The sequence below is a fragment of the Leptolyngbya sp. FACHB-541 genome (genome assembly GCF_014695875.1).
Taxonomy (GTDB): domain Bacteria; phylum Cyanobacteriota; class Cyanobacteriia; order Elainellales; family Elainellaceae; genus JAAUTN01.
The window spans coordinates 38,357-63,906 of the sequence record NZ_JACJPC010000018.1; the positions used below are offsets into that span (position 1 = coordinate 38,357).

Consider the following 25,550-nt stretch of genomic DNA (forward strand, 5'->3'; position numbering starts at 1 on the left):
CCAGAAGCTTTGTTGCTTAAGAAGCTTTATTTTTTGAGGTTGGTTCGGGTTGATGCCAGGGGAGGCAAACCTGTAGCCAAGCTCCTCCTGTATCTGGGTGGTTGCTTGCACTCACTGACCCAGCGTGAGCTTCTACAATCTGGCGAACAATGGCTAAACCCAGTCCGCTGCTGTTTCGCTCTCCTAGATCAACCTGATCATGACCGGAGTCTTGGGTTGGGTCGGTTACCGATGTTACATTTGAAATACGGAGTGGGACGCTGTGCGATCGCGACGGATCAGCGCGGTAGAATCGCTCAAATACATAAGACAGAGCATTTTCTGGAAAACCAGGGCCAGCATCAATTACTTCTAAACGAATTTGTTGATTGGCTACACACCCGTCCGGTTCGGATAAGCCCTGGCTCAGTGCTTCAATTCCTACCTGCACCCGAATTTGTTGACGAGGCGGGCTGTATTTGATGCTGTTATCAAGTAAGTTAAACAAAACACGATACATACGCGGCTCGTCAAGCTGCATGAGCAACCGATCTGGTCCAGAATAGTCTAGCCGCAAATGCTTCTTTCGAGCCAGAGGTTCAAGGTTAGCCCAGGCAGAAAAAATGAGTTCAACTAAATCAGTTGTTCTGGTTTTAAGGGAAGCCCCTGGAGTGTTCCGATCAATTTGGCCTAAGTCCAGTAAATCTTGAACTAGATTACTGAGGCGAATAGTTTCATTAATTAGCCGATCCACCCAACCTTTGAGGGGTGGCTCCAATCGAGTTTGAAGTGTCTCAGCGACGAGGCGAATTGAGGTGAGCGGTGTCTTCAACTCGTGGGCTACATCCGATGCCCAGCGATCGCGCTGCTGCACCAGAGTAACGGCTTCTTGCCGATTTTCTAGGAAGATGCCAACCTGATCGGCAGGCAAAGGTAATCCGTAACCCCGCAGCGCATAAGCTTGCTGCTGTGACAACTTGGATGGATCGGGGCTAACTGGGTAGAAAGTCCAGTCGCTTGTACAAGGATTTTTAGCTTCGCGGGTTTGCTCGATCAGGTGGTCTAATTCATAGGAGCGAACTAGCTCCAAAAGCAAACGTGGCTTTGATTGCTGGTCTGGAGCCATTGCCAGTAGTTCACGGGCTTTGACATTGCACCACAGCAATCGGTTTTCATCGTCTACTTGCAGGTAGCCAATGGGAGCTATTTGCAAGATCTGTTTATAAATTTCAACCTGCTGCTCTAATTGGCAACGGTCTCTCTGGCTGTGGGTGATTGCTAGGGCTAGCTGAGAAGTAGAGGAAAAGGCAGAGGTAGCAATATCAGTCTCTACATCTCCTAAAAGCTTCTTGAGCCGGACATTGTAGCGCGATCGCTGCCACCTCCAGAGAGCTAACCCAACTATCAATCCTAATAAGAAACACAGGACTCGCACAGCTAACTCAATTGCAAATAATTGCAAACGATTGTGGTTAAACCCACAATTAGCTTACTGCGATTTCTTAAGTAGACACTCTACATATCGTGAATCTAACCAAATCGGTAGCCAAACCCGCGCACAGTCATCAAATATTCTGGATGGCTGGGGTCAACTTCCAACTTCTCACGCAACCAGCGAATGTGGACATCCACCGTCTTGCTATCTCCCATAAAGTCTGGACCCCAGACTCGCTCAATGAGCTGTTCACGTGACCAGACCCGCCGGGGATGACTCATGAACAGCTCCAAAATCCGAAATTCTTTAGGGGAAAGACTAATTTCTTCGCCACGTACTGTGACTCGGCACTCCTGTGGATACAGAATAATGTCTTGAAACTTTAGAGTGGTTTCCTCGGGCTGGGGATGAGCATGACGATGGCGGCGAAGCAACGCTCGACAGCGAGCAATCAGTTCACGCATTCCAAACGGTTTGGTCAGATAGTCATCTGCACCAACTTCTAAGCCAACCACACGGTCGGTCTCACTACCCTTGGCGCTCAACATGAGGATAGGGACACTATTGCCTTCATGACGAATCAGACGGCAAAGGTCTAACCCATTCACGTAAGGCAGCATCAAATCTAAAATGATTAGATCTAAAGATGAAAACTCAGAGTAGCCCCCCTCTTCAGACTTACAGGCGAGATCCAAGGCGCTGCGGCCATCTTCCGCAGTCAGCACCTCATACCCTTCCTCACTCAAAGCCAAAGCAACAGTTTCACGAATTAACTCTTCATCCTCAACAACCAAGACCCGCCCTAACCTGACATCCTGTTGATGAGATCTGGTAGCTTCTAGCGTTAGCATATTCAGCATTTAAGCACTGGTATTTAGGCAGTCCAGATTGATCCTACCAAAATGCCGCCAGTCTGCTTGATCTGCAAGGGTTAATAATTCCTTTTATTCTGTTACTTGAGTTACATTTCTGCCGATACATTTTCAGAGAAATCAGGCAGTGCGCGACAGAAATTCGATTTGGGGCAGTAAGGGATCTTTGACAACGCCGATGCCAATGAATCCCCAACGTTTGAGCAGACCGTTCAACTGAGTATTTGGGATCGACTCTACAGCAAAGCGATCTGCTACTGCTGCACCGTGAGTGTTGAGATAGCTGAGCGCGTCAAAATGTTCTTGAAACATCAGCAAGTATCCGCTGTCAGATTGACTAGACTGCTCTTGAGCAGGCGGATTTGTTGGTTTAGGATGGGCAACCAGGTATTGACCATCTACCCTGGAACGAACCAGGTAAAAGACCTGTGACATAGTTTTTTTTGCAGCGTGCTAGTTAATGTCCTTGAGCTTGATGCGGGGATCAACAACTTTGAGCAGCAAATCTGCCAGCAAGTTGCCCAAGATTAGCATCACTGCACCCATCATTAGACTAGCCATGACCAGATAGAGATCTTGAGCAGTAACTGCCTGCAAGATTAACCGTCCCAAGCCAGGCCAATTAAAGTAATTTTCGGTGATGAATGCGCCACCTAGCAGACTGGCAAACTCGAAGCCCAGTAGTGTAATCAATGGGTTAATTGCGTTGCGAAGTGCATGAACATAGATCACGCGGTTTTCGGGCAACCCTTTGGCACGAGCAGTCTGAATGTAGTCTTGCCGCAGTACGTCTAACAGTTCTCCTCGTGTGATGCGCTGTAGTCCAGCGAATCCAGTAATGCTCAATGCGAGGGTTGGCAAGATCAGATGCCAACCAATATCAAGGAGCTTGCCAATAGGGGAAAGGTCAGCGTGATCGATACTAGTCATGCCGCCAACTGGAAATAGAGGAGAGGTGAGCTGTGCAAAAAACAGCAGCAGCAAGCCGGTGATGATGGTTGGGAAGCCTTGTCCGATGTAGCTAATCACCCGCAGGATGCGATCGCTCCTCTTATTCTGATGCACCGCTCCTACAATCCCGAGAGGGATGGCGATCGCCCAAGTGATAATAATCGAGGCGATCGACAGCAGCAGCGTTGGCGGAATCCGCTCCCACAGGAGTGAAGAAACTGGGCGCTGATAGGCAAAGCTAATGCCAAAGTCTCCCTTAGTCACAATTTGCTTAAGCCACAGAAAATACTGCTCGATCGCGGGTCTATCTAACCCAAACTGCGCCTCTAGAGAATTGATTGTTTCCTCCGAAATCTGAGGATTTTGTCGCAGCGTGTCCAGAAAGTTTCCTGGAGCCAGTTGGATGATAAAAAAGCTCAGAGCTGAGGCCAGCAACAGCGTCAATAGAGCTTGCAGAAGCCGCTTCACAATGTAAGACGTAGTTTCGCCTGTGATGAAGCGGATGGAGCGATCGCGAAAGGCTCTAAGACGCTGCTGGGCGGGAGGAAATTTAGTGTGGGTCATGCGCTCAAGCTGACGAGGAGACGATTCAAGCAAGCTACCCAATCAGGAATTTGACCGGATAGCTGGATTTAGTACTCGACCAAGGTGACGATTGGCACGTTTGGTAGGCGATCGCGTCCACCCAAAGCCGTTAGCTCGATGATAAAACCAAAACCCACTAATTCGCAGCCAGACTGCTCGATTAACTTTGCCGTTGCAGCCGCTGTGCCACCTGTCGCGATCAGGTCATCCACAATCAGGATGCGGCTGCCGGGGTGAAAAGCATCTTGGTGTATTTCCAAGCAATCCATCCCATATTCCAGCTCATATTTCACGGAGTGTACGGCAGCAGGTAGCTTGCCGGGTTTGCGAACTGGAATGAACCCAATCCCCAGCTTGTAAGCCAATGGAGTGCCAAAGATGAACCCGCGCGACTCCATACCTACAATGTAATCGGCTGATAAATCGGCACATTTTTCTGCCAAATGATCGATGGTGTAGCGCAGCCCTTCGGGATCACGAAGCAGAGTTGTAATATCTCGAAACAAAATGCCGGGCTTAGGAAAGTCTGGAATGTCTCGAATAAGGGATTTTAGATCCATGAAGCGATGGGGATTTAAGGAAGGAATAGTCAATGTCGTAGAAATCCTACCACCTACAGCATCCTATCGGTGTTGCTAAGTGGAGAACGCTTTTAGACGTGAAATTTTGGTTTCGTTCAAAATGCTTCTCCTATTCAAGCAGAATCACCTGGTTGGACGAGCTATATACGAGCTATATAGATGAGGGCGATCGACTCAAAGGGATCATACTTTGGAACTATCCGATGTTTTGCCTGGGAAGAACACATCATGAAACCTTTTCAGTTTTTCCTGATTGCGGGAGCGATCGCCGTCTCTGCCACCGTCAGTGGCACCTCCACCGTCTCTTGGAGCAGCGCCAGCAAACCGCAGCTCAGTGTAGCTAGCTCCTCCCACATCCCAACCCAACCCTCCCTTCAAGCACAAGCGGAAGCAGTGAGTAATTCCTCTGTGACTGTAGCGTCCCGCGTCGGGTCCTATCCTCGACAAACTTTCGAGTTGGTAGATGAAGCTCAACCCGGCAGCGATTTCCATCGATTTCGTGAGCGGCTCAAGCAGGCAATTCGCGATCGCGACTCTGCCTTTATTCGCTCGATTATTCCTGCGGGAGGGCTACCGACCTTTGCAGCAACGACTTTAACTGCAGACGATCTAAACGTGGATAATCCCGATGCTCCGTTTTGGCAACAGATAGAAAGGGCGATCGCTCCAGGTTGCGTAATCTATACGTCAGCTCGCAGTCTCGAAGCGGATGCAGATTCTCAAACCTGGGTTTGCCCAAATGTGTTTGCCTCAACCTATATTGAGACGGGTGCAGAGATCTTTATTGTGGGTGAGAATGTCAATGTGCGTCAGGCAGCAAGTTCCTCTAGCCCCGTGATTGACGTTTTATCGAACGAAATTGTCAGGCATGATTCAGAGGCTTGGCAGCGGGGGATATCTGATCAAGAGCGTGCATCACTAGAAACCTTTGAGGGCTGGCGACCCATTATTACGCCTAACGGACTGCGGGGCTATGTTTCCAGTCGCTACTCCTACACTCCCTCGGGCTACCGGGCGTTGTTTGAGAAGATTGGCGGCGAATGGCAGATGACAGTGTTTTTAGAAGGAGATTAGGCAAAACTGGGGGGATGCCTAATCTTCTTTGATCCCCGAGAAGTTTTCAAACCAGCCCCGCTTCCAAAAAAAGTAGACGAGACCAGCAGCGATCGTCCCCATCAGTAGCATTGCCACTGGATAGCCCCAGTACCAGTTCAGTTCTGGCATATTCCAGGGTGATTTTTCTGTATTAAAGTTCATCCCGTATACCCCAGCAATAAAAGTGAGCGGAATGAAAATACTGGATATAACCGTCAGCAGCTTCATCACCTCGTTCATGCGGTTGCCGACTGATGAAAGGTACACGTCCATCAAACTCGCTGCCAGTTCTCGGTAAGTTTCTACCATGTCTAGCACCTGAACCGCGTGGTCATAGCAATCCCTTAGATAAATCAGCACCTCTGGGCTAATCAGGGTACTGCCATCACGAATCAGGGAGTTGATTGCGTCTCGTTGAGGCCAAATCGACCGACGTAGGGTAAGCAATTCGCGCTTTAAGGCGTAGATTTTTTCGAGTGTTTGACGAGTCGGTCTCATTACAACCTCGTCCTCTAAATCCTCAATTTGTTCGCCATAGCGCTCTAAAACGGGAAAGAATCCATCAATGATCGTGTCGAGCAGGGTGTAAGCCAGATAATCGGCTCCGTGTTTGCGAATGGTGCCTTTGCAGGTACGAATGCGATCACGCACAGGGTTGAACGTATCTAGCTCAGGCTCCTCTTGCACCGTCAACAAGTAGTGCGGCCCTAAAATAAAACTGACCTGCTCACTAACAAAACCTTTGCCATCGTCGCAGGGCATCACCATTCGGGCAACAATGACCAACTGTTGGTCATACTCTTCTACCTTTGGGCGCTGTGGCACATTGACAACATCTTCCAACACCATCGGATGAAGGCTAAACACATCCCCCAACCGCCTCAACACCTCTTCGCTGCCTAACCCTTGCACATCTACCCACGATACTGACTCGGTATCTAGATAGGGGGCAGAAGCTTCTGGTGTGGGAAGGTGAACGCGGGTTGCCTTGGTTTCGTTGTAGTCAATCAGGATGATATTGGGAATCGGGGCATCATCTTCAATGTTGAGCGTCCCTGGTGCGCTACCTGGTTCGTCGTAAAAGTAATCGACATAGGACGATTCTTCTTCATTAGACGAAGCTGAAACAGCGGGTTTGGGCGGGTTAGATTTCGAAGATTGCCACGACAGTTTACTGATCATGCTGAGTTTGTCCGAGGTGTTTTGATAAAACCAGATAGAAATGGCTTAACTCCAGTCTTCCCGCTGGCTGCCTCGCCCTTTGTAAACTTTGGCGATTTGATGAATCTGGCGAGTTTTTTCGTAGAGCGCAGTTTCGCTAAGCTGCCACTGTTCTAGCACCTTTTCCAGATCTGCCTGAATGTCGCGTGCTCCTGGAAAGCCCCGATAGCGAATGCGGAGCCGGGCAAGTTCTACCAGGTTATAGTCATTGGGTTCGCCAGCTAAAAGGCTATTGATAATGTCGCGATCGCTCTTATAAAGCGGATGCTGCTGGTCTTTGCTAGCGCTAGTAGAGTCGTTTGAAGAGGCCATAAGCTAAAAGTCAATAGGTGTGAACCTTTACAATAAGGTCTTAATCCCATACACAATCTTAAGGCTGTAGATTTTATTTAATGCTTTGATGCCGATTTTTTCGGAAGACTGGCGATCGCCAAGGGTGCAGTAACAGCTCGACCTCAAGCCAAATGTGAGCAATCCCAAACAAACCGTTGTACTTTAATAAAGTGACTCGTTATACTACGGTGCAACATAGAGGGTTGAGCAAATGTCCTTGCTATTCCTTGTTCCACTGACAGTTACTTTGGGATCAGGCTGTGTATTCAAGGCTGCCAAAGATACCTCCACAGAAACTGCGACCGTTGCATTTGCAGTTGGATTGGTTGGTCTGGCTTTCACGCTGATTTTGTCGCCCTGGGAAGTGCAGCTTCCGTTAGTCGTGCTGCTTTTGGCTAACGTCAAATGGGCGGCTATCCTAGACTTCTTGTTTTTCCGTCGTGAAGATGTGGCTCCTGCCAGTAGAGCTAGGGATGGCAGTAATGCTGTAGCATCCACTATTTCGACTTCAGCTGTAGAAACTATTTCAACGATAAAGACGGATGCAGAGCAGAATCCAGCCGAGAAAGTTGTTTTAGGGAAATATCGTGGGGCTGTTTGTGAACTGGGTCAGCCAGTAGAGCGATCGCCTCATCAACCTACGGTAGAGCTTCAATATCGAGGAGCCAAAGTCCGCTGAGGCGACTGAAGTTAAAAATCAGGCGTTCTCTAGTTTTGGGCGCTAACGATTGTAGCGAAAGGCTGTGATAACATGGTTGATTGTATCTGTATTAAAGAGACGGCTTAACCTAATCATGGCACTGCTGCAAGAGCGCAAACACGAAATCATCAACGAGTACCAAATTCACGAAACCGACACCGGATCGGCAGACGTTCAGGTGGCAATGCTAACTGAGCGCATTAACAAACTCAGCGCCCACCTCAAAATCAACAAGAAAGACCATGCCTCTCGTCGGGGCTTGCTAAAGATGATCGGTCAGCGTAAGCGCTTACTTGCCTACATTCTGAAGCAAGACCAGGGACGCTATCGGGCTTTGATTACCCGCCTCGGAATTCGTGGATAGCGCGGACTAAAACCTGATAGGAAGAGTGCATGTCTCCTGAACCCCAACCTGATGCTCAATCAGATTCTAAAGATGCTGCGAATGCCGTAAACCGCGAGCGCTTACCCTTCGAGCCGACCAAGAGCCGCAAAAAGCCTGAAAAGAAAACTCCGACAGCACCGGTCAAACCAGAAAGAAAATCTGACTCTAAAAAGTCAGACGCTAAGTCGGAGGCTAAAAAGGTGGCTGCTAAAGCAGTGAAGAGCGATCGCTCGGGTCAAAACACTGCAGCTAGTATGTCCATTCCAGATGCAGTCAGTCGGCGAATGGTACGGCGAATGGCACTATTTTGCGGCATTCCATCTGCGTTGGGGATCTCAACATTTTTTGTCAGCTACTTCGTCATCACTCACGACCTAGTTGCGTTGCCCAATGCAGCCGTTGTGCTGGTCAGCATGGGCTTCTTTGGATTAGGTGTGGTTGGGCTAAGCTACGGTGTACTCTCTGCATCGTGGGATGAAGCTGCTGCGGGTAGCGCCCTCGGCTGGTCAGAATTTACAACCAATCTAGGAAGAATGACTGAAGCGTGGCGCTCAGCTGGAAAGAAACCCTAATCGGTATTCTGATTGTGCGGATGCACTTTGATCCCGTTTGCACCAGAGCAATCTCGCCACGAATGCTTCTGCAGTACGTTCTGATTTAACGTAAATTTGTTCCAATTCATTGAGATTCATCAATAGAATTAAGCCATACGTAGCCTAGAGCTAGCTCAGACGTAAAATATCGAAGGCTGAGCTAATCATCTAGCCAAAGGATTTTTGCAAGCTGTTAACCGATAACTCACGTTAAGGACTTTTGACATGATTGTGGTCATGAAGATCGGCACTCCTGAAGCCGAGATATCCCGGCTAGCTGAAGAGCTACAGACCTGGGGACTGTCGCCCGAAAAGATTGTTGGCAAGCACAAAACTGTAATTGGGCTGGTCGGCGACACAGTTGACTTAGACCCACTGCAACTCCAGGAAATGAGTGACTGGATTGAGCAAGTTTTGAGGGTAGAAAAGCCGTTTAAGCGAGTCAGCCGTGAATATCGTCATGGCGAAGCTAGCACCGTTATTGTGTCTACGCCTAATGGACCTGTGGCTTTTGGCGAACACTCCCCGATCGCTATTGTGGCTGGACCTTGCTCGGTTGAGAACGAAACGATGATCGTTGAGACGGCTCGGAGAGTCAAGGCGGCAGGGGCACAGTTTTTGCGGGGTGGTGCTTACAAGCCTCGTACTTCACCCTACGCTTTTCAGGGACACGGTGAAAGCGCATTGGGTTTGCTAGCAGCTGCCCGTGATGCAAGTGGTCTGGGCATCATCACTGAGGTAATGGATACTGCCGATTTAGATAAAGTGGCAGAAATCGCTGATGTGGTGCAAGTGGGTGCCCGAAATATGCAAAACTTCTCGCTACTCAAGAAAGTTGGCGCACAAGATAAACCCGTACTGCTGAAGCGGGGAATGTCTGCCACGATCGAAGAGTGGCTGATGGCAGCAGAATACATTTTGGCGGCAGGAAACCCCAATGTGATCTTGTGTGAGCGGGGAATTCGCACGTTCGATCGCCAATATGCTCGCAACACTCTAGATTTATCGGTAATCCCTGTACTGCGATCGCTGACTCACTTGCCGATCATGATTGATCCAAGCCACGGCACTGGCAGAGCGGAGTATGTGCCCTCAATGGCAATGGCTGCGATCGCGGCTGGCACTGATTCCTTAATGATTGAAGTTCACCCGAACCCTGCAAAGGCTCTGTCAGATGGGCCTCAATCCTTGACTCCAGATCGATTCGATCGTCTGGTTCAAGAACTATCCGTAATTGGGAAAGCGGTTGATCGTTGGTCCTTATCTCTTGCAGCTCTGGCATAAGCTACCTATCTGAAAACGCTACATAAAGAAGGAGTCAGGATAAAATCCTGACTCCTTCTCTGTAATAGTTACAGCGGTAATAGAAATATTGCACTATAGTCTCTTACCTAAAATTTTAAGTCGTTCTCATCTTTAGGCTCGTCCGATCCTTTCTCAACTTGCAGTTGCTCTAGCTCTGCTTCGATGCAGTGCAGTAGTTGATTGAGGGCCGGCAATGCTTCTAGTCGATCTGCTGAGAAACTAGAGCTAGTACGGGCGCGATCGCGAATTTCATTCACCTTAAGCTGAAGCTGTTTGGCAATACCCAAAGCATCTCGTCCTAGATTTGTCAGCTGCTGCTGTTGGTAAAACTTGAGCGCGGCTCCCCGCAACACCTGCAATGTTGCCTCTTCGCCATGAGCCGTAGACATCACCCGAAACCGCAACAGCAATCGTGTTTGTTGATAAAACCGTTCAATCTCAGCTTGCTTTGGCTTGTCAACAGTAATTAAAGGAAGCTGAGTCATTTGCTTCAACTCGTTGATCACACCCTGGAAAGTCGTTACGTCTAGCTTGTCAATCACCGATTGCAAAACCCCGTCCTGGCTCCAGAGAATTCGCCCATGCTGCTGCTGTCGTTCAAAATAGAGCCGCCCAATTCCGCCAAACAAAATGCGCCCGAGCAATTCTTGCAGCAGTTCTTTGGATTGCAGGGTTGCTAAGACTTCTACGGGGCTAGACAGGTATTTAGCCTGTACATCTAGCGTAGGCAAGGAGTTGAGCAGAGGAACTGAAGCTGGAGAATGTTCCTGCTCAGGCTGTTCTGGTTCTGGTAGTGCCAGGAGCGTGTTTTGTGGATCGGGCTGAGCCGAGGGTTGCGCTTCAGCATCCTGGGGGGGCACAAAGGGAATTTCTGGCGGGGGCGAAGGGGTCGCGTGGGAATTTCCTCGCTCGTGAATGTCGGTTAAGTTTAGGCTCTCTGGACTGTCTACCACAAGCGTTGCTTGCAGGTTTTGATTGACCGACGGTTTAGATCGAGAGCGACTAGGGTCTCTTCGTCCAACGACGGGAGAGCGTCCTGGTTGAGTCGGGGAACGGTGACTCCCTGCGTGACTTAGATGAGCAGATAAAACAGCCTGGAGCGCCTCAGAAGAGATGCGGCGGGGCACTAGAGTATAGTTTAGGTAAGAGATAATTCGCCGAACATAGTCAGAAGCGGCAGTGTCTTCAGGGCTGACCATGCCCAGGTTGAGGTGACTTCCTTCTAAAAATAGAGGAAGAACCTGGTAATAGAGACAAGCTTCAAATGGTAGAACGCCATCAATGAGGATGAACATCTGTTCGATGTTTAACTGCTCTACCCAATCTTCTTTGAACTGGTCTAGAACGGACTGGTAAACAGGATTGACGCGCTTTGGCTCAATGCGATCGCTCAGGGGAAACGCCATAGGAACAGGTTCCGCAATGCTTTGGATGGTGAGAGTGAGCTAATCCTGAAATGCACCCTGGCAACGGAGATTAGGAGGCGCTCCGCAACGCCTGAGCAGCTAAGTAAAGTTTAATCCATTCGCCCATGATTTGATTGGTTTTCTGATCGAGGTCTTGGGCGATCGCTTCAACGGTTTTACCGGCTTTCAGCGCATTTAACAACTGCTGTTGATCGAGGGTGAGGCTATGCCAAAATTGCTGCCACTGGTCAGGAGTTAGCCCCAAGCTATGTTCTTGTAGGGACGTTCCTAGCCAGGTGGTCACCAGGTCAGGGTGCTTTTTCAGAGCAAAAACTCGAATTGCATGATAGCTAATCTTTTCGCGCAGGCGATAAACCTGCTTGATCGGCAAATTCAGGTCTTTGGCGATCGCTTCTTGCGATCGCCCCTGTAGATGCAGATGTAGCCACCGTGCTGCAACGGGATCAACTTGCTCCTCTAGATAAGTCGCAAACTCCTGACTGACGGCAGACCGAAGCATCTGTTGTTCTTCCCAGGCTTGATTGTCCTGGTGTTGGGAAATCGCCTCTGAATCGAGTAAGCTCACCGGGTTGTCGGCGTCATCGGGCGTAATTTCCTCAGACACTAGCCGCACCAAATCACCAGCCGGAACCTGCGTCATGCCGCCCCGCTGCGATCGCCGCAAATAGTTAACAAATCGATAAACTAGCAAGGGCTGATTGCGAATAGGGCGTAAGCAATATTCTTCGATGCTGGCTAACATCAGAGCATTTCGCAAACGAGGATTGGTGGCGCATTGACCAATCCATAACATTTGCTGACGCATATAGCGGTCGTTCTGAATTAGCTCTTGAATCACTTCTTGCAGCACATCCATCACGCTGCGGTGCCGATCGCGAGACAACGCAACCCAGGTGCGAATTTTGCTGCGAATCAGGAACAGACTGCCCAACCGCTGAATTAATTTACGGTAGGCTTGCTCTGGATGCGCTCCTAAATATCGCTGCTGCAAAATCCGATAGCGGTAGTCAATCGCTTGCTGGGCGATCGCAAGCTGTTCCGGGGAAAGCTCGTTAAACCGATCGGGGTTTTCCCCCAATAGCCAGTTGAGGATACTCTCCTGAGCTACGGACGATTGATCTGGAGAGTCTGTTTTGAGGCGCGATCGCCACTCTTGCCGGAGATCCTCAACCACTGTCATGGAACAACAATCCTTCAACTTATCACTTCATCAATGGGTTTGCTTCATCAATGGGTTTGAAGTAGCCTAATGTACCGCCGCTAAATAAAGTCCCCTGAGCTACTGAATGTAGGGTCAGTGCAGGGTCTTACATTTTATACCAAGTAGATCCACCTGCTGATCAAGAAGCCATTAGGCGACTAAAATCGACCCTACCTAAATCTGTCCCCCAATATTAGTCTGAAGGTGAGTCCCAAAGCACTCACCCACTTGGGGCATCCACCAAACACCTTACAGTCCAGAATCAGCTTCGTCTGTTTCTTGAATTGCAGCCACAAGCTGCTGTAAGGCTTGGGTTAATTGGTCTAATTTTTCTAAAGCCGTATCTTGATTCTCAGCCAGGGTTTGCACCGCATCACTCAACGCAAAAATTTGATAGCCCTGCTGCTGAACCTGAGTTGCCAGAGCGTCTACGCGATCGGATAGACGATCTACCGTCTCAGTCGTGGCTAAAACAGCTTCCCCGATCTGCTGCACAATTGATTCCAAGCGATTTAGCTTAACTTCCACTCCTCAACAACCTTTTCGTCCAAATTGATTTACGTTCAAGCCTACTCTATTGCACCCGGATCTGGTCAAAGTTGTTGCAGTCTTGCCAATCCCTATTTAGTTTAAAGACACCGATCTTGAGATAGATTGTCTATATCTTTAGGAAAAGATTACATTTAGTTCATCAAGTCTTATAGAGTGCTAAAGGCGAATGGATGTGCTACGAAATTTTTCAGGGGTAGAGCAGCATCACGAATCTCAAGGAAGCTGTGGCGTTGAAAAGAGCCAACCTAACCTGGCTCCCCGTTTTGCAACGTTTAGAAATATTCCTCCTGAACGGGTAGGACTGAATGGAGAATATGACCATAGCGGTTTAGCGAAAAGAGTGTCTTTACGATTCAGCCAGAGTTTTGGAGCAGGCGAAATCGAAAACCTGCGAATTATTCAGCGAGGAGCAGTAGTTGTACTGCTAGGGAAAATTCCTAATCGGCGGCTGCTCACTCAAATGATCGCTATTGCTCTAGGGACAAGTGGTGCAGTTGATGTAGAAATTAATGGCATCAGCGTCGTTCAGTCTTATAAGCCCAATTTCAGAGCAAGCCTTGGAGAGTTGATGGACTCAAGTGTGGGTGTGAGGCGCAATCGCCGCAGCAATAAGTCTTGTCATGCTTGTTAGATCAAGAAACATGCCCGAAATATTTCTTTGAATCGTTCAGTTTCCCAGATTATTTGTAATGCTAATCACTTAAATCAAGGCAAAAGCAGGAAGGCAAGGTTAGACCTTGCCTTCCTGCTTTTTATATGGAAACCGTTTAAGTAATCTCAAACACCAGCCCAAAGCGGTTGAATAAGCTACAGGTTTGGTGATCGGTTACGTTTGTGTCACTTAGCTCTAGATTGTAAAAATCTACCCACTCATGGTCAAAATACGGTCCAGCGTGCCAAGTTCCGACTTCTAGCTTGATAAAACAATTGCCAGGAATGCGGAAAGCAGCAAGGTCATTGAGTGAGGGTTCTGCTGATTCACCGGGTGGGGCAACTGCAATCAACCAATCTTTGCCCTCTAGAGAGCCAAGACACTGGGTACAGCGAACGTGTCTAGTAATTTGAGAAAACCTGCGCCCCTTTTGCTGGAGCCGCATGATGTAAAAGCGTGGCAGACCCTGGTCAAGACTCAGACGAGCATCTTCTTGGTCATAGGTCCTGCCATCCTCGCTAGCAAAAATGACCTGCCCGTAAGGCTGAAAGCTTTCAGAAGTGATCTGCTGGGCAGGAAGCTGGTGGACTGAGGTGGATTGCATGAGAGGGGGCTAGAGGTTAGGAATTAGGGGTTAGGGATTGTTCTGGTTTCCAAGCTGGAGCTAGGAACTAGGGTGAACGCTTTTCTCTTACGCTATCCCAAGACCTAGTAGGATAAAGCGCAGCACAAAGACGGCTGCCAAAATCCAGATAGCAGGATTGATTTCATGAGCTTTGCCCTGAAAGGCTTTGATCAGGGGGTAGGTGATGAAGCCAACGGCTAAGCCTTCGGCGATCGAATAGCTGAGTGGCATGACCAGAATGGTCAGAAATGAGGGGATTGACTCTGCCGGATCTGACCACCGAATTCCTGATACGTTACCCACCATCAATACGCCGACAATAACTAGAGCGGCGGCGGTTGCAAAGCCTGGAATAGCAGAGAACAGGGGAATGAAAAAGATTGAAAGAACAAAAAATCCGGCAGTTACAACAGCAGTAAATCCAGACCTTCCACCTTCAGAGACACCAGATGCCGATTCAATAAAGGTGGTGACGGTGGAGGTGCCGAGAAGTGCGCCTACAGTGGTGCCTACGGCATCTGCCATGAATGCCTGTCCTGCTTTGGGTAGTTCGCCCTGTTCGTTGATCATGCCTGCCTGGATACCTACGCCAGAAAGGGTGCCAACGGTGTCAAACAGGTCTACAAACAAGAAGACAAAGGTAACAGCCAGGAAGTTTGTCAGGTTTGCGCCGTTAATCTGTCCCAGTCCAACAAATGCCTGTCCAACTAAATCGACAGGGAGTTGGGGCAACGCGATGATGCCACTGGGAGGAGGGGAGATTTGAAGAATCCAACCCAGCACCGCAGTTGCGAGAATGCCCCACAGTAAAGCACCTTTAATTCGACGGGCAATGAAAGCTGAGGTGATTAGAATTCCGAAGATCGCCATTAGGGTCTGGGGTTGCCCCAAATTTCCTAGTGAGGTTTTGGTGGCTTCGTTAGCGACGATAAGTCCGGCTCCGCCAACAGCCGGATCACCAGATAGCCCGATATAAGCAATAAATAGACCAATGCCTACAGCGGTGGCGCGTTTCAGGCATTCAGGAATAGTCGTAATGATTTGACTACGAACATTGGAAACGGTCAGAGCGATAAAAATTAGCCCTTCTACCAGGACGGCTGCCAGGGCCAACTGCCAACTGACGCCCAAACCGATCACGACTGAGAAGGCGAAGAAGGCGTTTAGCCCCATTCCGGGTGCCAGGGCGAAGGGATAGTTTGCTAGGAGCCCCATGACCAGGGTGGCGATCGCCGACGAAATGGCTGTTGCAATCACCAGTTCTCCAAACAAATCACCCGATTCCTGTAAAAAGATGGCGTTAGAGAGAATCCCAGGATTCACCACCAGAATGTAAGCCATCGTTACGAAGGTAGTGATCCCAGCGATTACTTCAGTTCGCAGGTTGGTTCCTAGTTCGGCAAATTTGAAGAAGCGGGCGATCGCCCCTGTTTCCTCAGGCGGCTGCGGGACAGGAGGGGAGTTTGGCTCAAGTTCAGTAGATCCACTACTCATACGGCAACTTTGGATTTTAGGTTTTGGAGGAATTTCTGGTAGGCGATCGCACTCAACTATCGATTGCCGCCAGAGACGACCATGATATTACGGCAGGTCTAGCCGCAAAATGTGCAGTTAGCTACACAAGTACCTGAAATTCCTTAAGTCCCTCCGGCGTTTCGTAATTCACCTCAACTTGGTCAACAACCGCAGCAGGAGGGCCTTCGTGGCACCAGCGCAGCATTTCTGCAACGGTTGCGCGATCGCCTTCAAACATGGCCTCAACTCGGCGATCGCGCAAATTGCGAACCCAACCCTTCAGCTTTAACAGTTGGGCAGTGTCGGCAGTCGCAGCCCGATAGCCAACTCCTTGAACGCGACCAGAGACAAAAACGTGAGCGCGAATAATATTGGCTTGAGACGAGTCACTCGATGAGCTATTCATTTAGGTTAAGCTCCCTGCACTTTGTCTAATTGAATCCTGAAATATTCTCCTCAGAATTAAAGAATTGAGGGGGGAGTGGTTTGGGCAGCAGTCAACATCATCTGGAAAACTTGACGCGCTGCTGTAGAGGAATTTCAATTACAAATTCTGTACCTTGACCAGGAGATGAAATAAAGCCGAGCGAGCCGTCGTGATTTTTTGTCACAATTTGATAGCTAATTGACATACCCATACCTGTTCCCTTATCAGCAGATTTGGTAGTGAAGAAGGGATCAAAAATGTGATGCTTTACTTTTTCTGACATTCCTGAACCGTTATCAGCAATTTTAATAGTAACTTGATTATTATCAGTGAGTTTAGTGCGTATATGAATATAACCTTGAGAACTTTTGCTCTCACGGGAAGCGCATTGTTGGTTTTGCTCCTCTAAAGCGTCAATGGCATTGGTCAGGACATTCATAAACACTTGATTTAGCTGTCCTGCATAGCATTCAACTAGCGGTAACTCTCCATACTCCTTAATTACTTTAATAGCTGGACAGTCAGATTTAGCTTTGAGGCGATGCTCCAAAATGATCAAAGTGTTTTCAATTCCCTCATGAATATCAACTGCTTTAAATTCAGCTTCATCTAAGCGAGAAAAGTTACGTAGGGAAAGAACAATTTGGCGAATACGTTCGGCTCCCATCTGCATGGATGACAACAATTTAGGTAGATCTTCCTTTAAAAACTCAAGTTCGATTTCCTCAAGCTTTGCTTGGATAATTGGTGACAAATTGGGATAATATTCTTGATACAAATCAATTAGATTAAATAGATCTTCAACATAATTACTAGCAGGTTCGATATTGCCATAAATAAAGTTAACTGGGTTGTTAATTTCATGGGCAACTCCTGCAACAAGTTGGCCCATACTAGACATTTTTTCACTTTGAATAAGCTGAGTTTGCGTTTGTCTTAATTCCTCTAGTGTGTTTTCTAAGTCTTGAGTTTGCTGGCGAAGTTGTGAAATAACTTGCTTGAGCTGGTTAGTTCGCTCTTCAACCTGAATCTCTAAGTTGCGGTTATGCTCAGCTAACAAGTTTTCTGTTCTCTGCAAGTCAGCATTCTTAGCTTCTAATTGTTGAGTGTAGGCTTCCAACCTTTGAAGTAGAGTGCGGTTTTCACCAAAAATGTAAGAAATTCTTTCAAACCAGGGCTGCCAAATTTTAGGCACCTCTAATTCATCAGAGATAATTCCTTGGCTCTCGGTTTCAATGTGTTCTACTAATTTTCGAGCGGGTAAGATAAATCTTTTGCGAGTGAGATGATTAGCAACGATAAGGATTAAACCTAGTCCAGGTAGGAGAGCTAGAAATAGCCAATTCGTTCCAGATAAAGCCTTTAAAGTAATTGCTGTTTTAGGAACCCACAGAACTAGCTTCCACGGTGCATTTTCTAGTTGATGGTGAAGTAATATATAGGAATTGACGGAGTTGATTTGGTCGGCAGGAGTTTGTAGAAGTTGCTTAAATTGGTTTTGTAAATCTTCTGGCAATGCAGCTTGAATAGACTTTACTTTAGCATCGGTCGAGTTAACTAAGTCGGGATGAGCTAATAGTTGATCGTATTGATTAATAATAAATGTATTTATTTGGCGATCGCGCTCAATCGCAGAGTTTTTGATCGTTTCATTCAGTACATCTAGTGTAAAATCTAAAGCAATGGTACCTAAGAAATTATCTTTGTCATAGATTGGGGCGGAAATGGTAACCATCAACCCTTTGCCTGCTGTATCGGTATAGGCGTGAGTCCAAAAAATTTGGCGTTGAGGATTGTTCTCTGGTAGTCCAAGTTGATAAAAATCTTGATCGTAATCACTCTCCTTAATCAAGTACTCACTGCTTGAAACCCAGGGATAAATATTAACGAATCTGTTTTCTGATATGTAATATACCCAAGCGAGATTAGGTATATTTTCTCTGGACGCTTGAAAAAGAGGGTTGAGTGATAACGCCATCTCAATCTCTCGCTTGACATCGGGTGAAATCTGCTCCACTGAGCCTATTCCAGTCACGTTACCAACCATGTCCTTAGTAAAAGGAGGCTGAATCTGATCTAAGACGTAGTAATCTTCTTCTGGTAGATTCTGTAACTGAGAGAGGAGTAGGGAAGGTGTCTCCTCAGAAGAATGAGTTGCTAGATAAAACTCGGCTTCAGTTTTAAGGCTATGGACATGGTCAGAGGCTCCTTTCACAAGATAGTTTAGACTGGATGCCTCCTGTAGAAATCTTGCTTGCAGCTGCTCTAATTCATTTTGGTAGCGCGAACGGAATTGCAAGTAAAATAAGCTGGATGATACGACAGTGACTAACGAGAACGTGGCGAAGATGATACGAGTGTATCCCTCAAAGAAGTTTGTGCTAGGCAGTACTGCTTGGCTCTTCTGTCGCATAGGTTAAAGCTATTACTCTTCCATTCTTAGAATTCCCAGTCATCAAGTGCTCACACCTAAAACGACACAACTTAACCCTGTGCAGAAACAGTTAAGGATGTAAGTTCATCCAAAGCCAATTTGGACTACACAAATACTGTTAGTTCAGTGACTGGGTAATTGTTTTGCTGATAGCTGCAGTCACATACAATCCCAGCACTAAGCCCAGCGCATTTCTAACGATATGATACTTGCGCCCTTTTACCTGATTGAATTCATTAAAACCTTATTCCTCTTTCTTGTCCAAGTTGCAACGACTGCCTATCGAGGTCAACTCAACTCGATTGGGTTTGCTGTCCTTCCTGAACCGTACCATTCTCATCAAACGGTACTGACCTAAGCAGATGCTGTCAGGTCTGCAACTTCCTGAAGAAGTCGTAGACCTGAGCTAAGCTTGTTCTAACCCGTTCACTTCCTATGGTCTGGGCACAAATAGCATTCGAGTGTAGTTAATGCCGCCGTCGTTGTCGCTGGCAAGCCAATAACCCTGCTCGGTTACGGCTAGACTTTCGATTTTTTCCTCGATCCAGTCGTAATCGGAGAGCAAATCCAGCACCAGGGTTTTCTCTAGCGTTGCGCCAGGTTCTGCGTCGGCTAGAGAAACGCGGTAGATGCGCTTGATTCGAGCATTGGCTGAGCCATTCTCACCGCCCTGATTGTCTCGCTCAACGATCAAGAAACTGCCGTCGGTGTCGCGGGCAATTTCGCTCAAGCCAACCCAGCTTTCTTCTACGTTGTCTGTGTCGAGCGGGTAGAAATAGTAATTCCAGGTTTGGTTTTCCAGGTCATATTCGGCAATTCGCACGGTGTTTTCTGGGTCGCCCTCAAACTCGCGCTGAATTACGACATAGACTTTGGTGCCTTCGGCGTTGGTTGCGACTCCTTCGAAGCCAAAGCGGGTGATTGTGCCTGCTGCTGTTTCGGGTAGCGGAATTTCTTGCTGCACTTCGCCCATGCCGTTGACATAGCTGAGTAAGTTGGGGGCTTCTTGACCTTCACGATCATCTCCTTCGCTGACCACCCAGAAACCACCAGGAGGATGAAGGGTTACGCCTTCCAGGTCATAGCTGACAGGTTCGCCATCCTTGGTAATTGGCAGCGCACTGACAACTGTAGCGACTGAATTCTCCATTTCAATTCGATAAATGCGAGAAGATGACACCGCGTTGTCGGGTACGGCGTACAGGGCATTCGGGTTATAGCGTACCTGATGTAGTCCACTAATGGCGCTAAAAGGTAAACCTAACCCTGTGCTGGTGATCAGCGGCTCAGTTGGGCTATAGGCTGATGCAGCTGGGTCAGTTGAAGCTTGAAAGAAGTCGATTGTACCATCGTCTTCATTGGAGGTTAGCAGCAGATTGCGCTGTGGAATTGCCAAAACTCCCTCGGGGGCCAGTCCAGTAGGCAGGAAGCTTAGCAGTTCAGGTTCCTCGACGTTGCTAATGTCGTAAGCGACGACAAAGCTACCCCGCTCAGAGGCGACGAAAGCAATGGGCTGTCCATCAAAGTCGGCCATGGTGCCACCTTCCATTTCAAGTCCACGATCTTCGGAGCGCTCGTCAGGATATTGCCCTCTGGTAACTGCGAGTTCCTCAACGCTGCTGCCACTGTCGTAAACGACATTGCCTTCCAGGTCAAAGATTGTCCAGCCGCGTCCACCTGACCAAATGTTGTCGCCAAAGCTTTCTAACTCGGTGTCCCCTTCGTTGACGGTAAGAAGGTATTGACCATCAGGGGTGAAGGCAATCGCATCTGGCTCTCTGCGTCCTTCAAACTCTTCAGTGACAATAATCTCACCATCCTCAGTCAGGTCAGCTAAATGGATGGAGTTGCCAGCAGAGAAGATACGAGTGATTTCTTCGGAAGCAACGTCGATTAGGGCGATCGCATTATTCTCTTGAATCGTTACAGCGGCCGTGCTGCCATCGGGACTGAATTTGACATACTCTGGCTGCGGGTCTTCGATATAGTTCACGCCTTCCACACCGCTTAGATCGATTTCTACTGCCGAAACGGTAGACTCGCTCGGGTTGTCATAGTTAATCGTGACAAAGTTAATCGAGCCAGGACGAGAGCCAGGCAGGTTGTCAGTGTCTTCCTCGTCCTCAAGCGCCACAATTACTTTGCTGCCGTCGGGGGAAATGTCAATGCTGTCAGGTCCAATGCCCAGAAGCTGCACCTGTCCGACGATTTCGCGAGTCATCAGGTCAATGAAGACGAGGTTGCCGGGTTGCTGATCGGCGATCGTTTGCCCGGCATCTTCGTCAATGAGGGAAAGGACAGCGGCGATCGCATACTTACCGTCAGGCGTAACCGCAACCGAAGTCGGCTCCCCAGCCACCTCAATGATTCCAAGCGGCTGCGGATTTGTGGGATCGGTGATATCAACAAAGCCAACTTGCTGGTCGCCTGAGTTGGTGAAAACCAGCGTGTTTCCATCGGGGCTAGCGTCAATAATTTCCGCCACTGCGCCACCGACTACGTAGCGATTGAGCGGCACAAAGCTACGAATCTGCGCTTGAGCAACTCCAGCACTGCCCAACAGCACCGTTGAGACTAAAGATGCAGAAATAAGAGCATGAATTGAGAACTTCACCATAAACCCAGCACTCCTCACCAAGATGTCGATGTGACAGTTAATTCCAATCGATGGGAGTATAAAACGATGCAGATGGTGGCTGGTTTATGAGAAGGTTAAGCTCTCATTGAGCAGTGGTTGCAAAGAATGGTTAGTTAGAAATTCGATCTAGCTCAAGCTTAAATCCAGGCAGTACTTAAGCATCAGAACGCGATCGCTACTCCGCTTCGCAATCTCGATTGGAGAGGGAGCCATCGGGCATGACCGTTCGACAAAATTTGGCTTGCTCCATCAAAGCGCCTCTTAAACTTGCACTTTCAAAGGACGCTTCTGTGAGGTCTGCTCCGGTAAAATCAACTCCTTCTAGCCCCTCTTCACCGACTGGAGTAAATCCCACGACTCTGAAATCGGCGCGGGTAAGATTAGCATTTCTAAAGCTGGTGCCTGAAAGCCCAGTGCAGGTGCCCGCGCCACAGCGAAACTCCGCAGAGGTCAGGTCTGCACCATCAAAAACTGTGTTGTACAATTCAGCTTGCCGTAAAACTGCAAACCTGAGATTTGCTCCAGACAAATCAGCAGAACTCAGCTTCGCAGCTCCTAGAATTGCACCCTCAAGGTTAGCCTTTGATAAATCGGCTTCCTCTAATTCTGCGAAGGATAAATCTTCATTGGACAAATCACAGCCTGGGCAGTCACGCAGGACTCCTTCCAGGAATTTTTCTTGCCTAACTTCGGGAGTGTTGACCCATAAAATCACCGCAAGGGGAAGTGTGGCAAATCCAGCAATGTAACCGAAACCACCAACGATGAGGGAGCGGCGATTGATCCACAGTCGCCAGCCTGAACGTTGAGACGGTTGTTCTGTTTGCTCCATGTTTTGACCAAGGTTTGACATAGCTTCAGAAATACAACGCTATAAGGAAATGTCACTGATATAAGACCCTGGCTTATCTAAGGAACTCAGAATCTCGTCACTGTCATTCTGCTTAGGGATGTTTGAGACGTAGCGAATGTCTCCGTGAGGGCGTAGCATTCGGGCAAGAATCTTTGATCAACTCCAAAGACTGCTTGCCGAATGCTACGCCCCTACGTGTTGAACTCGGACTAGAGGCAAACATCCCTACAGTTTCTTCAAGCCCTGGCTGGATTATTTCTGAGAAATGGCTGGCGATCGCCCTCCAAGAATTCCCTTTACAGTTGGTACGCTAGAAAAGCTGTGGTGCACTGCATTCGGCGATAACTGTTGTGTTGGGTGGGGAGAATGGTGTGTTTTTCAGCGTTGTGATTCCGACGTACAACCGTAAGCCAATTTTGGAGAAGTGCCTGAAAGCGCTGGAAAACCAACAGTTGGCAGCAAATACGATCCTTGAAGGTTATGAAGTGGTGCTAGTCGATGATGGTTCGACCGATGGCACGGTGGACTGGCTGCGATCGCCCACTACCCATTTCCCCCATGTGCGCCTGTTTCAGCAGGACCATCAAGGCCCAGCAGCAGCGCGGAATCTGGGTGTGGAAAAGGCGATTGGCGACACGATTATATTTATTGATAGTGATCTGGTCGTGACGGAGAGCTTTTTACAGGCTCATGCCGATGCGCTGATTGAGGGAGAGAAGAAACTGGGAAGCGATCGCCTCTTTACCTACGGGGCTGTGATCAACACCAGCAACTTTGATCAGCCCACTTCCGAATCGTATAAGCTAACGGACTTTTCAGCAGCGTATTTTGCCACGGGAAATGTGGCGATTGCTCGCAAGTGGCTCGACCAGTCCGGGCTGTTTGACACTCGCTTTCAGCTTTATGGCTGGGAAGATCTGGAGTTGGGCGTGCGGCTGAAGCAGCTTGGATTGAAGCTGGTCAAATGTCCTGAAGCCCCAGGCTATCACTGGCATCCCCCTTTCTCACTTGACCAGATTCCGCTCATGATTGACCGTGAAATCCAACGGGGACGTATGGGTGTGCTGTTTTACCAGAAACATCCAACCTGGGATGTGCGACTGATGATTCAGATGACCTGGCTGCACCGGGTTCTTTGGGGACTGCTTTCTCTGGGCGGCAGGCTAAACGAACGCACCATGGCACCTTTTCTGCAATGGCTGATCGACAGCGGTAAACCCCAACTGGCACTCGAAGCCGCCCGCATTTTTCTCAACTGGTACAACGTACAGGGCGTATATGCCGCCTATGTGGACGCTTTGAAAAATGAAGGATGAGGGGGGAACATCTTCTTCCCTAGCCCCCAGCCCCCAGCCCCTACACAACTCAAGGTTTTTCGTCGGGCGCAATGCCGTCTTCAGGAAAGACCCATTGCGGCGATTGCATTGCTTTTTTGCGAATGGCTTCTTCGGCGATCGCAATCATGTCATCCAACGATGTTTCTTGAACAAACTTTGCGGCCTGTTCTTTGTATTCCAGGTTGGGGCACTGATCGCCCAACACACACCCATTCACGCAAGCAACTGTGCAGTCAATTTGGCTAGGTTCCATTAGACACCTCTCCTCAGTTCTCATTCATCAAAGCGATTGGCAGACCTTTTCTGCTGTAGCTGCCAACTTGAGTCAGCATTTGTGCCCAGCTTTACAAAGTCTAAAAAAATGGTAGCGCAATCCGAATCAAAGGCATTCAGCAAAAGATTTCACCGAGTCCTAACTCCCAATCCCAAACTCCTAATCCTCAAAAAACGTCTCTGCCAACCCCAGATAGCGAATTCCGGCTGGGCTAATGTCAAAGCGGCAGGGAAGAACCTGTAAGCCGAGGGCGATCGCCTCCCTCAGCAGCTTCCCATAGAGCGGATCAGCGCTGTCACCCGGGGCGAAATGGGTGCAGTCACCGCGATTGATGAAATAGAGCATTACCGCTTTGGCTTTGGGCAAGAGTGCTGTTAGCTCAATCAGGTGTTTTTGCCCGCGTGTGGTGACGGTATCAGGAAACAGCGCCAGTTTTCCCTGTGTCCAGGTGGTGTTTTTCACTTCTACGTAGATGGGTGGAGCGGATTCGTCACCCATTAGTAGAAAATCGACTCGGCTCTTTTGGTCTGCTCCGTAGCGCACTTCTGGCAAGATCTGGCTGTAGTCGCTCAGGGGAAAGAGCTTTGCTTCTAGTGCCGATTTGATGACGCGATTGGGCAAGGCAGTATTGACGCCTGCCCAGGTTAGTGTGTCTTTAACCTGAATCAGTTCCCAGGTGTAAGGGAGCTTGCGGGTTGGGCTATCGCTGCGAGACACCTGAACCCGACTGCCAATTTTGCAAACGCCCGTCATTGGACCAGTGTTGGGGCAATGAGCGGTGATGGTTTCGCCCGAATCTAGCTCAATGTCAGCAAAAAAGCGCTTGTAGCGCTTCAATAAGATACCTGGATAAAGAGTTGGGTAAGGATAAAACCAATCGCTCGTTGTATCAGCTTGTTGCACGTTTACCAAAGTAGGGTTGTAGAGTAACTCTTGAATTCATCGTCTTTTGTTACCACGGGAATATTCTCTGTCAAGCTTTGCGCGAGTATGAGTCGATCAAATGGATCTCTGTGATGAAAAGGCAGTTTCGTTAGCTCATCCAAGTGTTCTGGCTGTATTTCAAGCAGCTCAATGGCGTTACCATACACTTCTCGTTCAACTAGCTCAGTCAGTGTCATCTTGAGTTCTAGTTTGCCAATGCTACTCTTAATCGCTATTTCCCAAAGACTTGCAACACTCAAAAATCTCTGATTTGCCTGTTCCTCAATCAGATTTCTTGCCAGCTCACTGAGAGTAGAATTGCCTTCGATAAACCACAGAAACGCATGTGTATCGAGCAAGAGCTTCACGGAGCATATTCCTCAAAGTCCTCCAGTGGCTGATCAAAATCCTCTGCCATCTTTACCAATCCTCTAGCACTACCAAATTTTGGAATTGCCCTTACAGTGCTGATTGGCATAATTTTAAAAGAGGTACCGTCGCTGCGGGTTATGATCACTTCTTCTCCATTTGCCGCTTCTTCAATTAGCTTTGCCAATTGAGTTTCAGCTTCTTTTAAGTTGACTTGATGCATGGGTGATTCCTAAAAAGAACCAGTCTCCTAATATAGTCGATGCTTGCTGTGATAAGCGTCTTTC

General features: G+C 48.4%; 28 protein-coding genes. 8 read left to right on the forward strand and 20 right to left on the reverse strand.

Annotated features, from left to right (window positions below):
- Nucleotides 1–16: 16 nt before the first annotated feature.
- The 5 genes from H6G00_RS02425 to H6G00_RS02445 form a co-directional block, all read right to left on the reverse strand.
- Nucleotides 17–1,414, reverse strand: a complete 1,398-nt coding sequence (locus H6G00_RS02425; RefSeq protein WP_190795495.1) for an ATP-binding protein — start codon at nt 1,412–1,414, stop codon at nt 17–19.
- 95 nt (nt 1,415–1,509) lie between these two features.
- A complete protein-coding gene (locus H6G00_RS02430; RefSeq protein ID WP_190642485.1) occupies nt 1,510–2,265 on the reverse strand; it encodes a response regulator transcription factor in 756 nt (251 codons plus the stop codon).
- Nucleotides 2,266–2,406: 141 nt separating this feature from the next.
- Nucleotides 2,407–2,721, reverse strand: coding sequence for a hypothetical protein (locus tag H6G00_RS02435; RefSeq protein ID WP_190642410.1), 315 nt, complete (start codon nt 2,719–2,721; stop codon nt 2,407–2,409).
- A gap of 18 nt (nt 2,722–2,739) precedes the next feature.
- Complete coding sequence (locus tag H6G00_RS02440) at nt 2,740–3,801, reverse strand: ABC transporter permease (protein ID WP_190642411.1); 1,062 nt, start codon at nt 3,799–3,801, stop codon at nt 2,740–2,742.
- Nucleotides 3,802–3,869: 68 nt separating this feature from the next.
- A complete protein-coding gene (locus H6G00_RS02445; RefSeq protein ID WP_190642412.1) occupies nt 3,870–4,382 on the reverse strand; it encodes an adenine phosphoribosyltransferase in 513 nt (170 codons plus the stop codon).
- A gap of 249 nt (nt 4,383–4,631) precedes the next feature.
- Here H6G00_RS02445 and H6G00_RS02450 point away from each other — a divergent pair, with 249 nt between their 5' ends.
- Nucleotides 4,632–5,477 (forward strand): SH3 domain-containing protein, encoded by an 846-nt coding sequence (locus tag H6G00_RS02450; RefSeq protein ID WP_190642413.1) that lies wholly within the window; start codon nt 4,632–4,634, stop codon nt 5,475–5,477.
- 18 nt (nt 5,478–5,495) lie between these two features.
- Here H6G00_RS02450 and corA read toward each other — a convergent pair whose 3' ends face one another.
- Entirely contained in the window at nt 5,496–6,680 is a 1,185-nt protein-coding gene (gene corA, locus H6G00_RS02455; RefSeq protein WP_190642414.1) for a magnesium/cobalt transporter CorA, read from the reverse strand.
- Between the two features lie 45 nt (nt 6,681–6,725).
- On the reverse strand, nt 6,726–7,031 hold the full coding sequence (locus H6G00_RS02460) for a DUF3288 family protein (RefSeq protein ID WP_190642415.1): 306 nt from the start codon (nt 7,029–7,031) through the stop codon (nt 6,726–6,728).
- A gap of 232 nt (nt 7,032–7,263) precedes the next feature.
- Between H6G00_RS02460 and H6G00_RS02465 the strand changes: the two genes are divergently transcribed.
- From H6G00_RS02465 to aroF, 4 genes are all read left to right on the forward strand, one after another.
- Nucleotides 7,264–7,731, forward strand: a complete 468-nt coding sequence (locus H6G00_RS02465; RefSeq protein WP_190642416.1) for a DUF4278 domain-containing protein — start codon at nt 7,264–7,266, stop codon at nt 7,729–7,731.
- Between the two features lie 115 nt (nt 7,732–7,846).
- Nucleotides 7,847–8,116 (forward strand): 30S ribosomal protein S15, encoded by a 270-nt coding sequence (rpsO, locus tag H6G00_RS02470; RefSeq protein ID WP_190642417.1) that lies wholly within the window; start codon nt 7,847–7,849, stop codon nt 8,114–8,116.
- 29 nt (nt 8,117–8,145) lie between these two features.
- A complete protein-coding gene (locus tag H6G00_RS02475; protein WP_190642418.1) occupies nt 8,146–8,709 on the forward strand; it encodes a PAM68 family protein in 564 nt (187 codons plus the stop codon).
- Nucleotides 8,710–8,955: 246 nt separating this feature from the next.
- A complete protein-coding gene (aroF, locus tag H6G00_RS02480) occupies nt 8,956–10,014 on the forward strand; it encodes a 3-deoxy-7-phosphoheptulonate synthase (protein ID WP_190795496.1) in 1,059 nt (352 codons plus the stop codon).
- A 107-nt stretch (nt 10,015–10,121) separates the two neighbouring features.
- On the opposite strand, the gene H6G00_RS02485 is transcribed toward aroF, so the two are convergent.
- From H6G00_RS02485 to H6G00_RS02495, 3 genes are all read right to left on the reverse strand, one after another.
- Nucleotides 10,122–11,441, reverse strand: coding sequence for a hypothetical protein (locus H6G00_RS02485; protein WP_199318269.1), 1,320 nt, complete (start codon nt 11,439–11,441; stop codon nt 10,122–10,124).
- A gap of 70 nt (nt 11,442–11,511) precedes the next feature.
- On the reverse strand, nt 11,512–12,642 hold the full coding sequence (locus tag H6G00_RS02490) for a HetZ-related protein 2 (RefSeq protein WP_190795497.1): 1,131 nt from the start codon (nt 12,640–12,642) through the stop codon (nt 11,512–11,514).
- A 270-nt stretch (nt 12,643–12,912) separates the two neighbouring features.
- Nucleotides 12,913–13,158 (reverse strand): hypothetical protein, encoded by a 246-nt coding sequence (locus tag H6G00_RS02495; RefSeq protein WP_199318270.1) that lies wholly within the window; start codon nt 13,156–13,158, stop codon nt 12,913–12,915.
- A 229-nt stretch (nt 13,159–13,387) separates the two neighbouring features.
- Here H6G00_RS02495 and H6G00_RS02500 point away from each other — a divergent pair, with 229 nt between their 5' ends.
- Complete coding sequence (locus H6G00_RS02500) at nt 13,388–13,846, forward strand: hypothetical protein (RefSeq protein ID WP_190795499.1); 459 nt, start codon at nt 13,388–13,390, stop codon at nt 13,844–13,846.
- A gap of 136 nt (nt 13,847–13,982) precedes the next feature.
- On the opposite strand, the gene H6G00_RS02505 is transcribed toward H6G00_RS02500, so the two are convergent.
- The 6 genes from H6G00_RS02505 to H6G00_RS02530 form a co-directional block, all read right to left on the reverse strand.
- Complete coding sequence (locus H6G00_RS02505) at nt 13,983–14,471, reverse strand: ureidoglycolate lyase (RefSeq protein ID WP_190795500.1); 489 nt, start codon at nt 14,469–14,471, stop codon at nt 13,983–13,985.
- An 87-nt stretch (nt 14,472–14,558) separates the two neighbouring features.
- Nucleotides 14,559–15,986: an NCS2 family permease gene (locus H6G00_RS02510; protein ID WP_190795501.1), complete on the reverse strand. Its 1,428-nt coding sequence runs from the start codon at nt 15,984–15,986 to the stop codon at nt 14,559–14,561.
- Nucleotides 15,987–16,107: 121 nt separating this feature from the next.
- Nucleotides 16,108–16,413, reverse strand: a complete 306-nt coding sequence (locus H6G00_RS02515) for an acylphosphatase (protein WP_190795502.1) — start codon at nt 16,411–16,413, stop codon at nt 16,108–16,110.
- Between the two features lie 97 nt (nt 16,414–16,510).
- A complete protein-coding gene (locus H6G00_RS02520) occupies nt 16,511–18,847 on the reverse strand; it encodes an ATP-binding protein (RefSeq protein WP_190795503.1) in 2,337 nt (778 codons plus the stop codon).
- 454 nt (nt 18,848–19,301) lie between these two features.
- Complete coding sequence (locus H6G00_RS02525) at nt 19,302–21,485, reverse strand: esterase-like activity of phytase family protein (RefSeq protein ID WP_190795504.1); 2,184 nt, start codon at nt 21,483–21,485, stop codon at nt 19,302–19,304.
- A gap of 196 nt (nt 21,486–21,681) precedes the next feature.
- Entirely contained in the window at nt 21,682–22,359 is a 678-nt protein-coding gene (locus H6G00_RS02530) for a pentapeptide repeat-containing protein (protein WP_199318271.1), read from the reverse strand.
- A gap of 101 nt (nt 22,360–22,460) precedes the next feature.
- Between H6G00_RS02530 and H6G00_RS02535 the strand changes: the two genes are divergently transcribed.
- Together H6G00_RS02535 and H6G00_RS02540 are read left to right on the forward strand one after the other, a co-directional pair.
- On the forward strand, nt 22,461–22,673 hold the full coding sequence (locus H6G00_RS02535) for a hypothetical protein (RefSeq protein WP_190795505.1): 213 nt from the start codon (nt 22,461–22,463) through the stop codon (nt 22,671–22,673).
- A gap of 57 nt (nt 22,674–22,730) precedes the next feature.
- On the forward strand, nt 22,731–23,675 hold the full coding sequence (locus H6G00_RS02540) for a glycosyltransferase (RefSeq protein ID WP_190795506.1): 945 nt from the start codon (nt 22,731–22,733) through the stop codon (nt 23,673–23,675).
- Between the two features lie 49 nt (nt 23,676–23,724).
- On the opposite strand, the gene H6G00_RS02545 is transcribed toward H6G00_RS02540, so the two are convergent.
- From H6G00_RS02545 to H6G00_RS02560, 4 genes are all read right to left on the reverse strand, one after another.
- Nucleotides 23,725–23,949 (reverse strand): hypothetical protein, encoded by a 225-nt coding sequence (locus H6G00_RS02545; RefSeq protein ID WP_190642432.1) that lies wholly within the window; start codon nt 23,947–23,949, stop codon nt 23,725–23,727.
- Nucleotides 23,950–24,129: 180 nt separating this feature from the next.
- Nucleotides 24,130–24,882, reverse strand: coding sequence for a DNA/RNA nuclease SfsA (gene sfsA / locus H6G00_RS02550; RefSeq protein ID WP_199318272.1), 753 nt, complete (start codon nt 24,880–24,882; stop codon nt 24,130–24,132).
- Nucleotides 24,876–25,262: a PIN domain-containing protein gene (locus tag H6G00_RS02555; protein WP_190795507.1), complete on the reverse strand. Its 387-nt coding sequence runs from the start codon at nt 25,260–25,262 to the stop codon at nt 24,876–24,878. Before H6G00_RS02555 ends, sfsA begins: the two co-directional genes overlap by 7 nt.
- Nucleotides 25,259–25,486: a type II toxin-antitoxin system Phd/YefM family antitoxin gene (locus H6G00_RS02560; protein ID WP_190642433.1), complete on the reverse strand. Its 228-nt coding sequence runs from the start codon at nt 25,484–25,486 to the stop codon at nt 25,259–25,261. Before H6G00_RS02560 ends, H6G00_RS02555 begins: the two co-directional genes overlap by 4 nt.
- Nucleotides 25,487–25,550 lie beyond the last annotated feature (64 nt).

Bases quoted from the DNA above. Each gene is read 5' to 3' on its own strand.
- H6G00_RS02435 (WP_190642410.1), bottom strand. From the start codon at position 2,721: ATGTCACAGGTCTTTTACCTGGTTCGTTCCAGGGTAGATGGTCAATAC.
- H6G00_RS02485 (WP_199318269.1), bottom strand. From the start codon at position 11,441: ATGGCGTTTCCCCTGAGCGATCGCATTGAGCCAAAGCGCGTCAATCCT.
- H6G00_RS02505 (WP_190795500.1), bottom strand. From the start codon at position 14,471: ATGCAATCCACCTCAGTCCACCAGCTTCCTGCCCAGCAGATCACTTCT.
- H6G00_RS02445 (WP_190642412.1), bottom strand. From the start codon at position 4,382: ATGGATCTAAAATCCCTTATTCGAGACATTCCAGACTTTCCTAAGCCC.
- corA (WP_190642414.1), bottom strand. From the start codon at position 6,680: ATGATCAGTAAACTGTCGTGGCAATCTTCGAAATCTAACCCGCCCAAA.
- H6G00_RS02525 (WP_190795504.1), bottom strand. From the start codon at position 21,485: ATGGTGAAGTTCTCAATTCATGCTCTTATTTCTGCATCTTTAGTCTCA.
- H6G00_RS02545 (WP_190642432.1), bottom strand. From the start codon at position 23,949: ATGGAACCTAGCCAAATTGACTGCACAGTTGCTTGCGTGAATGGGTGT.
- rpsO (WP_190642417.1), top strand. From the start codon at position 7,847: ATGGCACTGCTGCAAGAGCGCAAACACGAAATCATCAACGAGTACCAA.
- H6G00_RS02520 (WP_190795503.1), bottom strand. From the start codon at position 18,847: ATGCGACAGAAGAGCCAAGCAGTACTGCCTAGCACAAACTTCTTTGAG.
- H6G00_RS02530 (WP_199318271.1), bottom strand. From the start codon at position 22,359: ATGTCAAACCTTGGTCAAAACATGGAGCAAACAGAACAACCGTCTCAA.
- H6G00_RS02515 (WP_190795502.1), bottom strand. From the start codon at position 16,413: ATGAATAGCTCATCGAGTGACTCGTCTCAAGCCAATATTATTCGCGCT.
- aroF (WP_190795496.1), top strand. From the start codon at position 8,956: ATGATTGTGGTCATGAAGATCGGCACTCCTGAAGCCGAGATATCCCGG.
- H6G00_RS02475 (WP_190642418.1), top strand. From the start codon at position 8,146: ATGTCTCCTGAACCCCAACCTGATGCTCAATCAGATTCTAAAGATGCT.
- H6G00_RS02510 (WP_190795501.1), bottom strand. From the start codon at position 15,986: ATGAGTAGTGGATCTACTGAACTTGAGCCAAACTCCCCTCCTGTCCCG.
- H6G00_RS02560 (WP_190642433.1), bottom strand. From the start codon at position 25,486: ATGCATCAAGTCAACTTAAAAGAAGCTGAAACTCAATTGGCAAAGCTA.
- H6G00_RS02440 (WP_190642411.1), bottom strand. From the start codon at position 3,801: ATGACCCACACTAAATTTCCTCCCGCCCAGCAGCGTCTTAGAGCCTTT.
- H6G00_RS02490 (WP_190795497.1), bottom strand. From the start codon at position 12,642: ATGACAGTGGTTGAGGATCTCCGGCAAGAGTGGCGATCGCGCCTCAAA.
- H6G00_RS02465 (WP_190642416.1), top strand. From the start codon at position 7,264: ATGTCCTTGCTATTCCTTGTTCCACTGACAGTTACTTTGGGATCAGGC.
- H6G00_RS02450 (WP_190642413.1), top strand. From the start codon at position 4,632: ATGAAACCTTTTCAGTTTTTCCTGATTGCGGGAGCGATCGCCGTCTCT.
- H6G00_RS02460 (WP_190642415.1), bottom strand. From the start codon at position 7,031: ATGGCCTCTTCAAACGACTCTACTAGCGCTAGCAAAGACCAGCAGCAT.
- H6G00_RS02430 (WP_190642485.1), bottom strand. From the start codon at position 2,265: ATGCTAACGCTAGAAGCTACCAGATCTCATCAACAGGATGTCAGGTTA.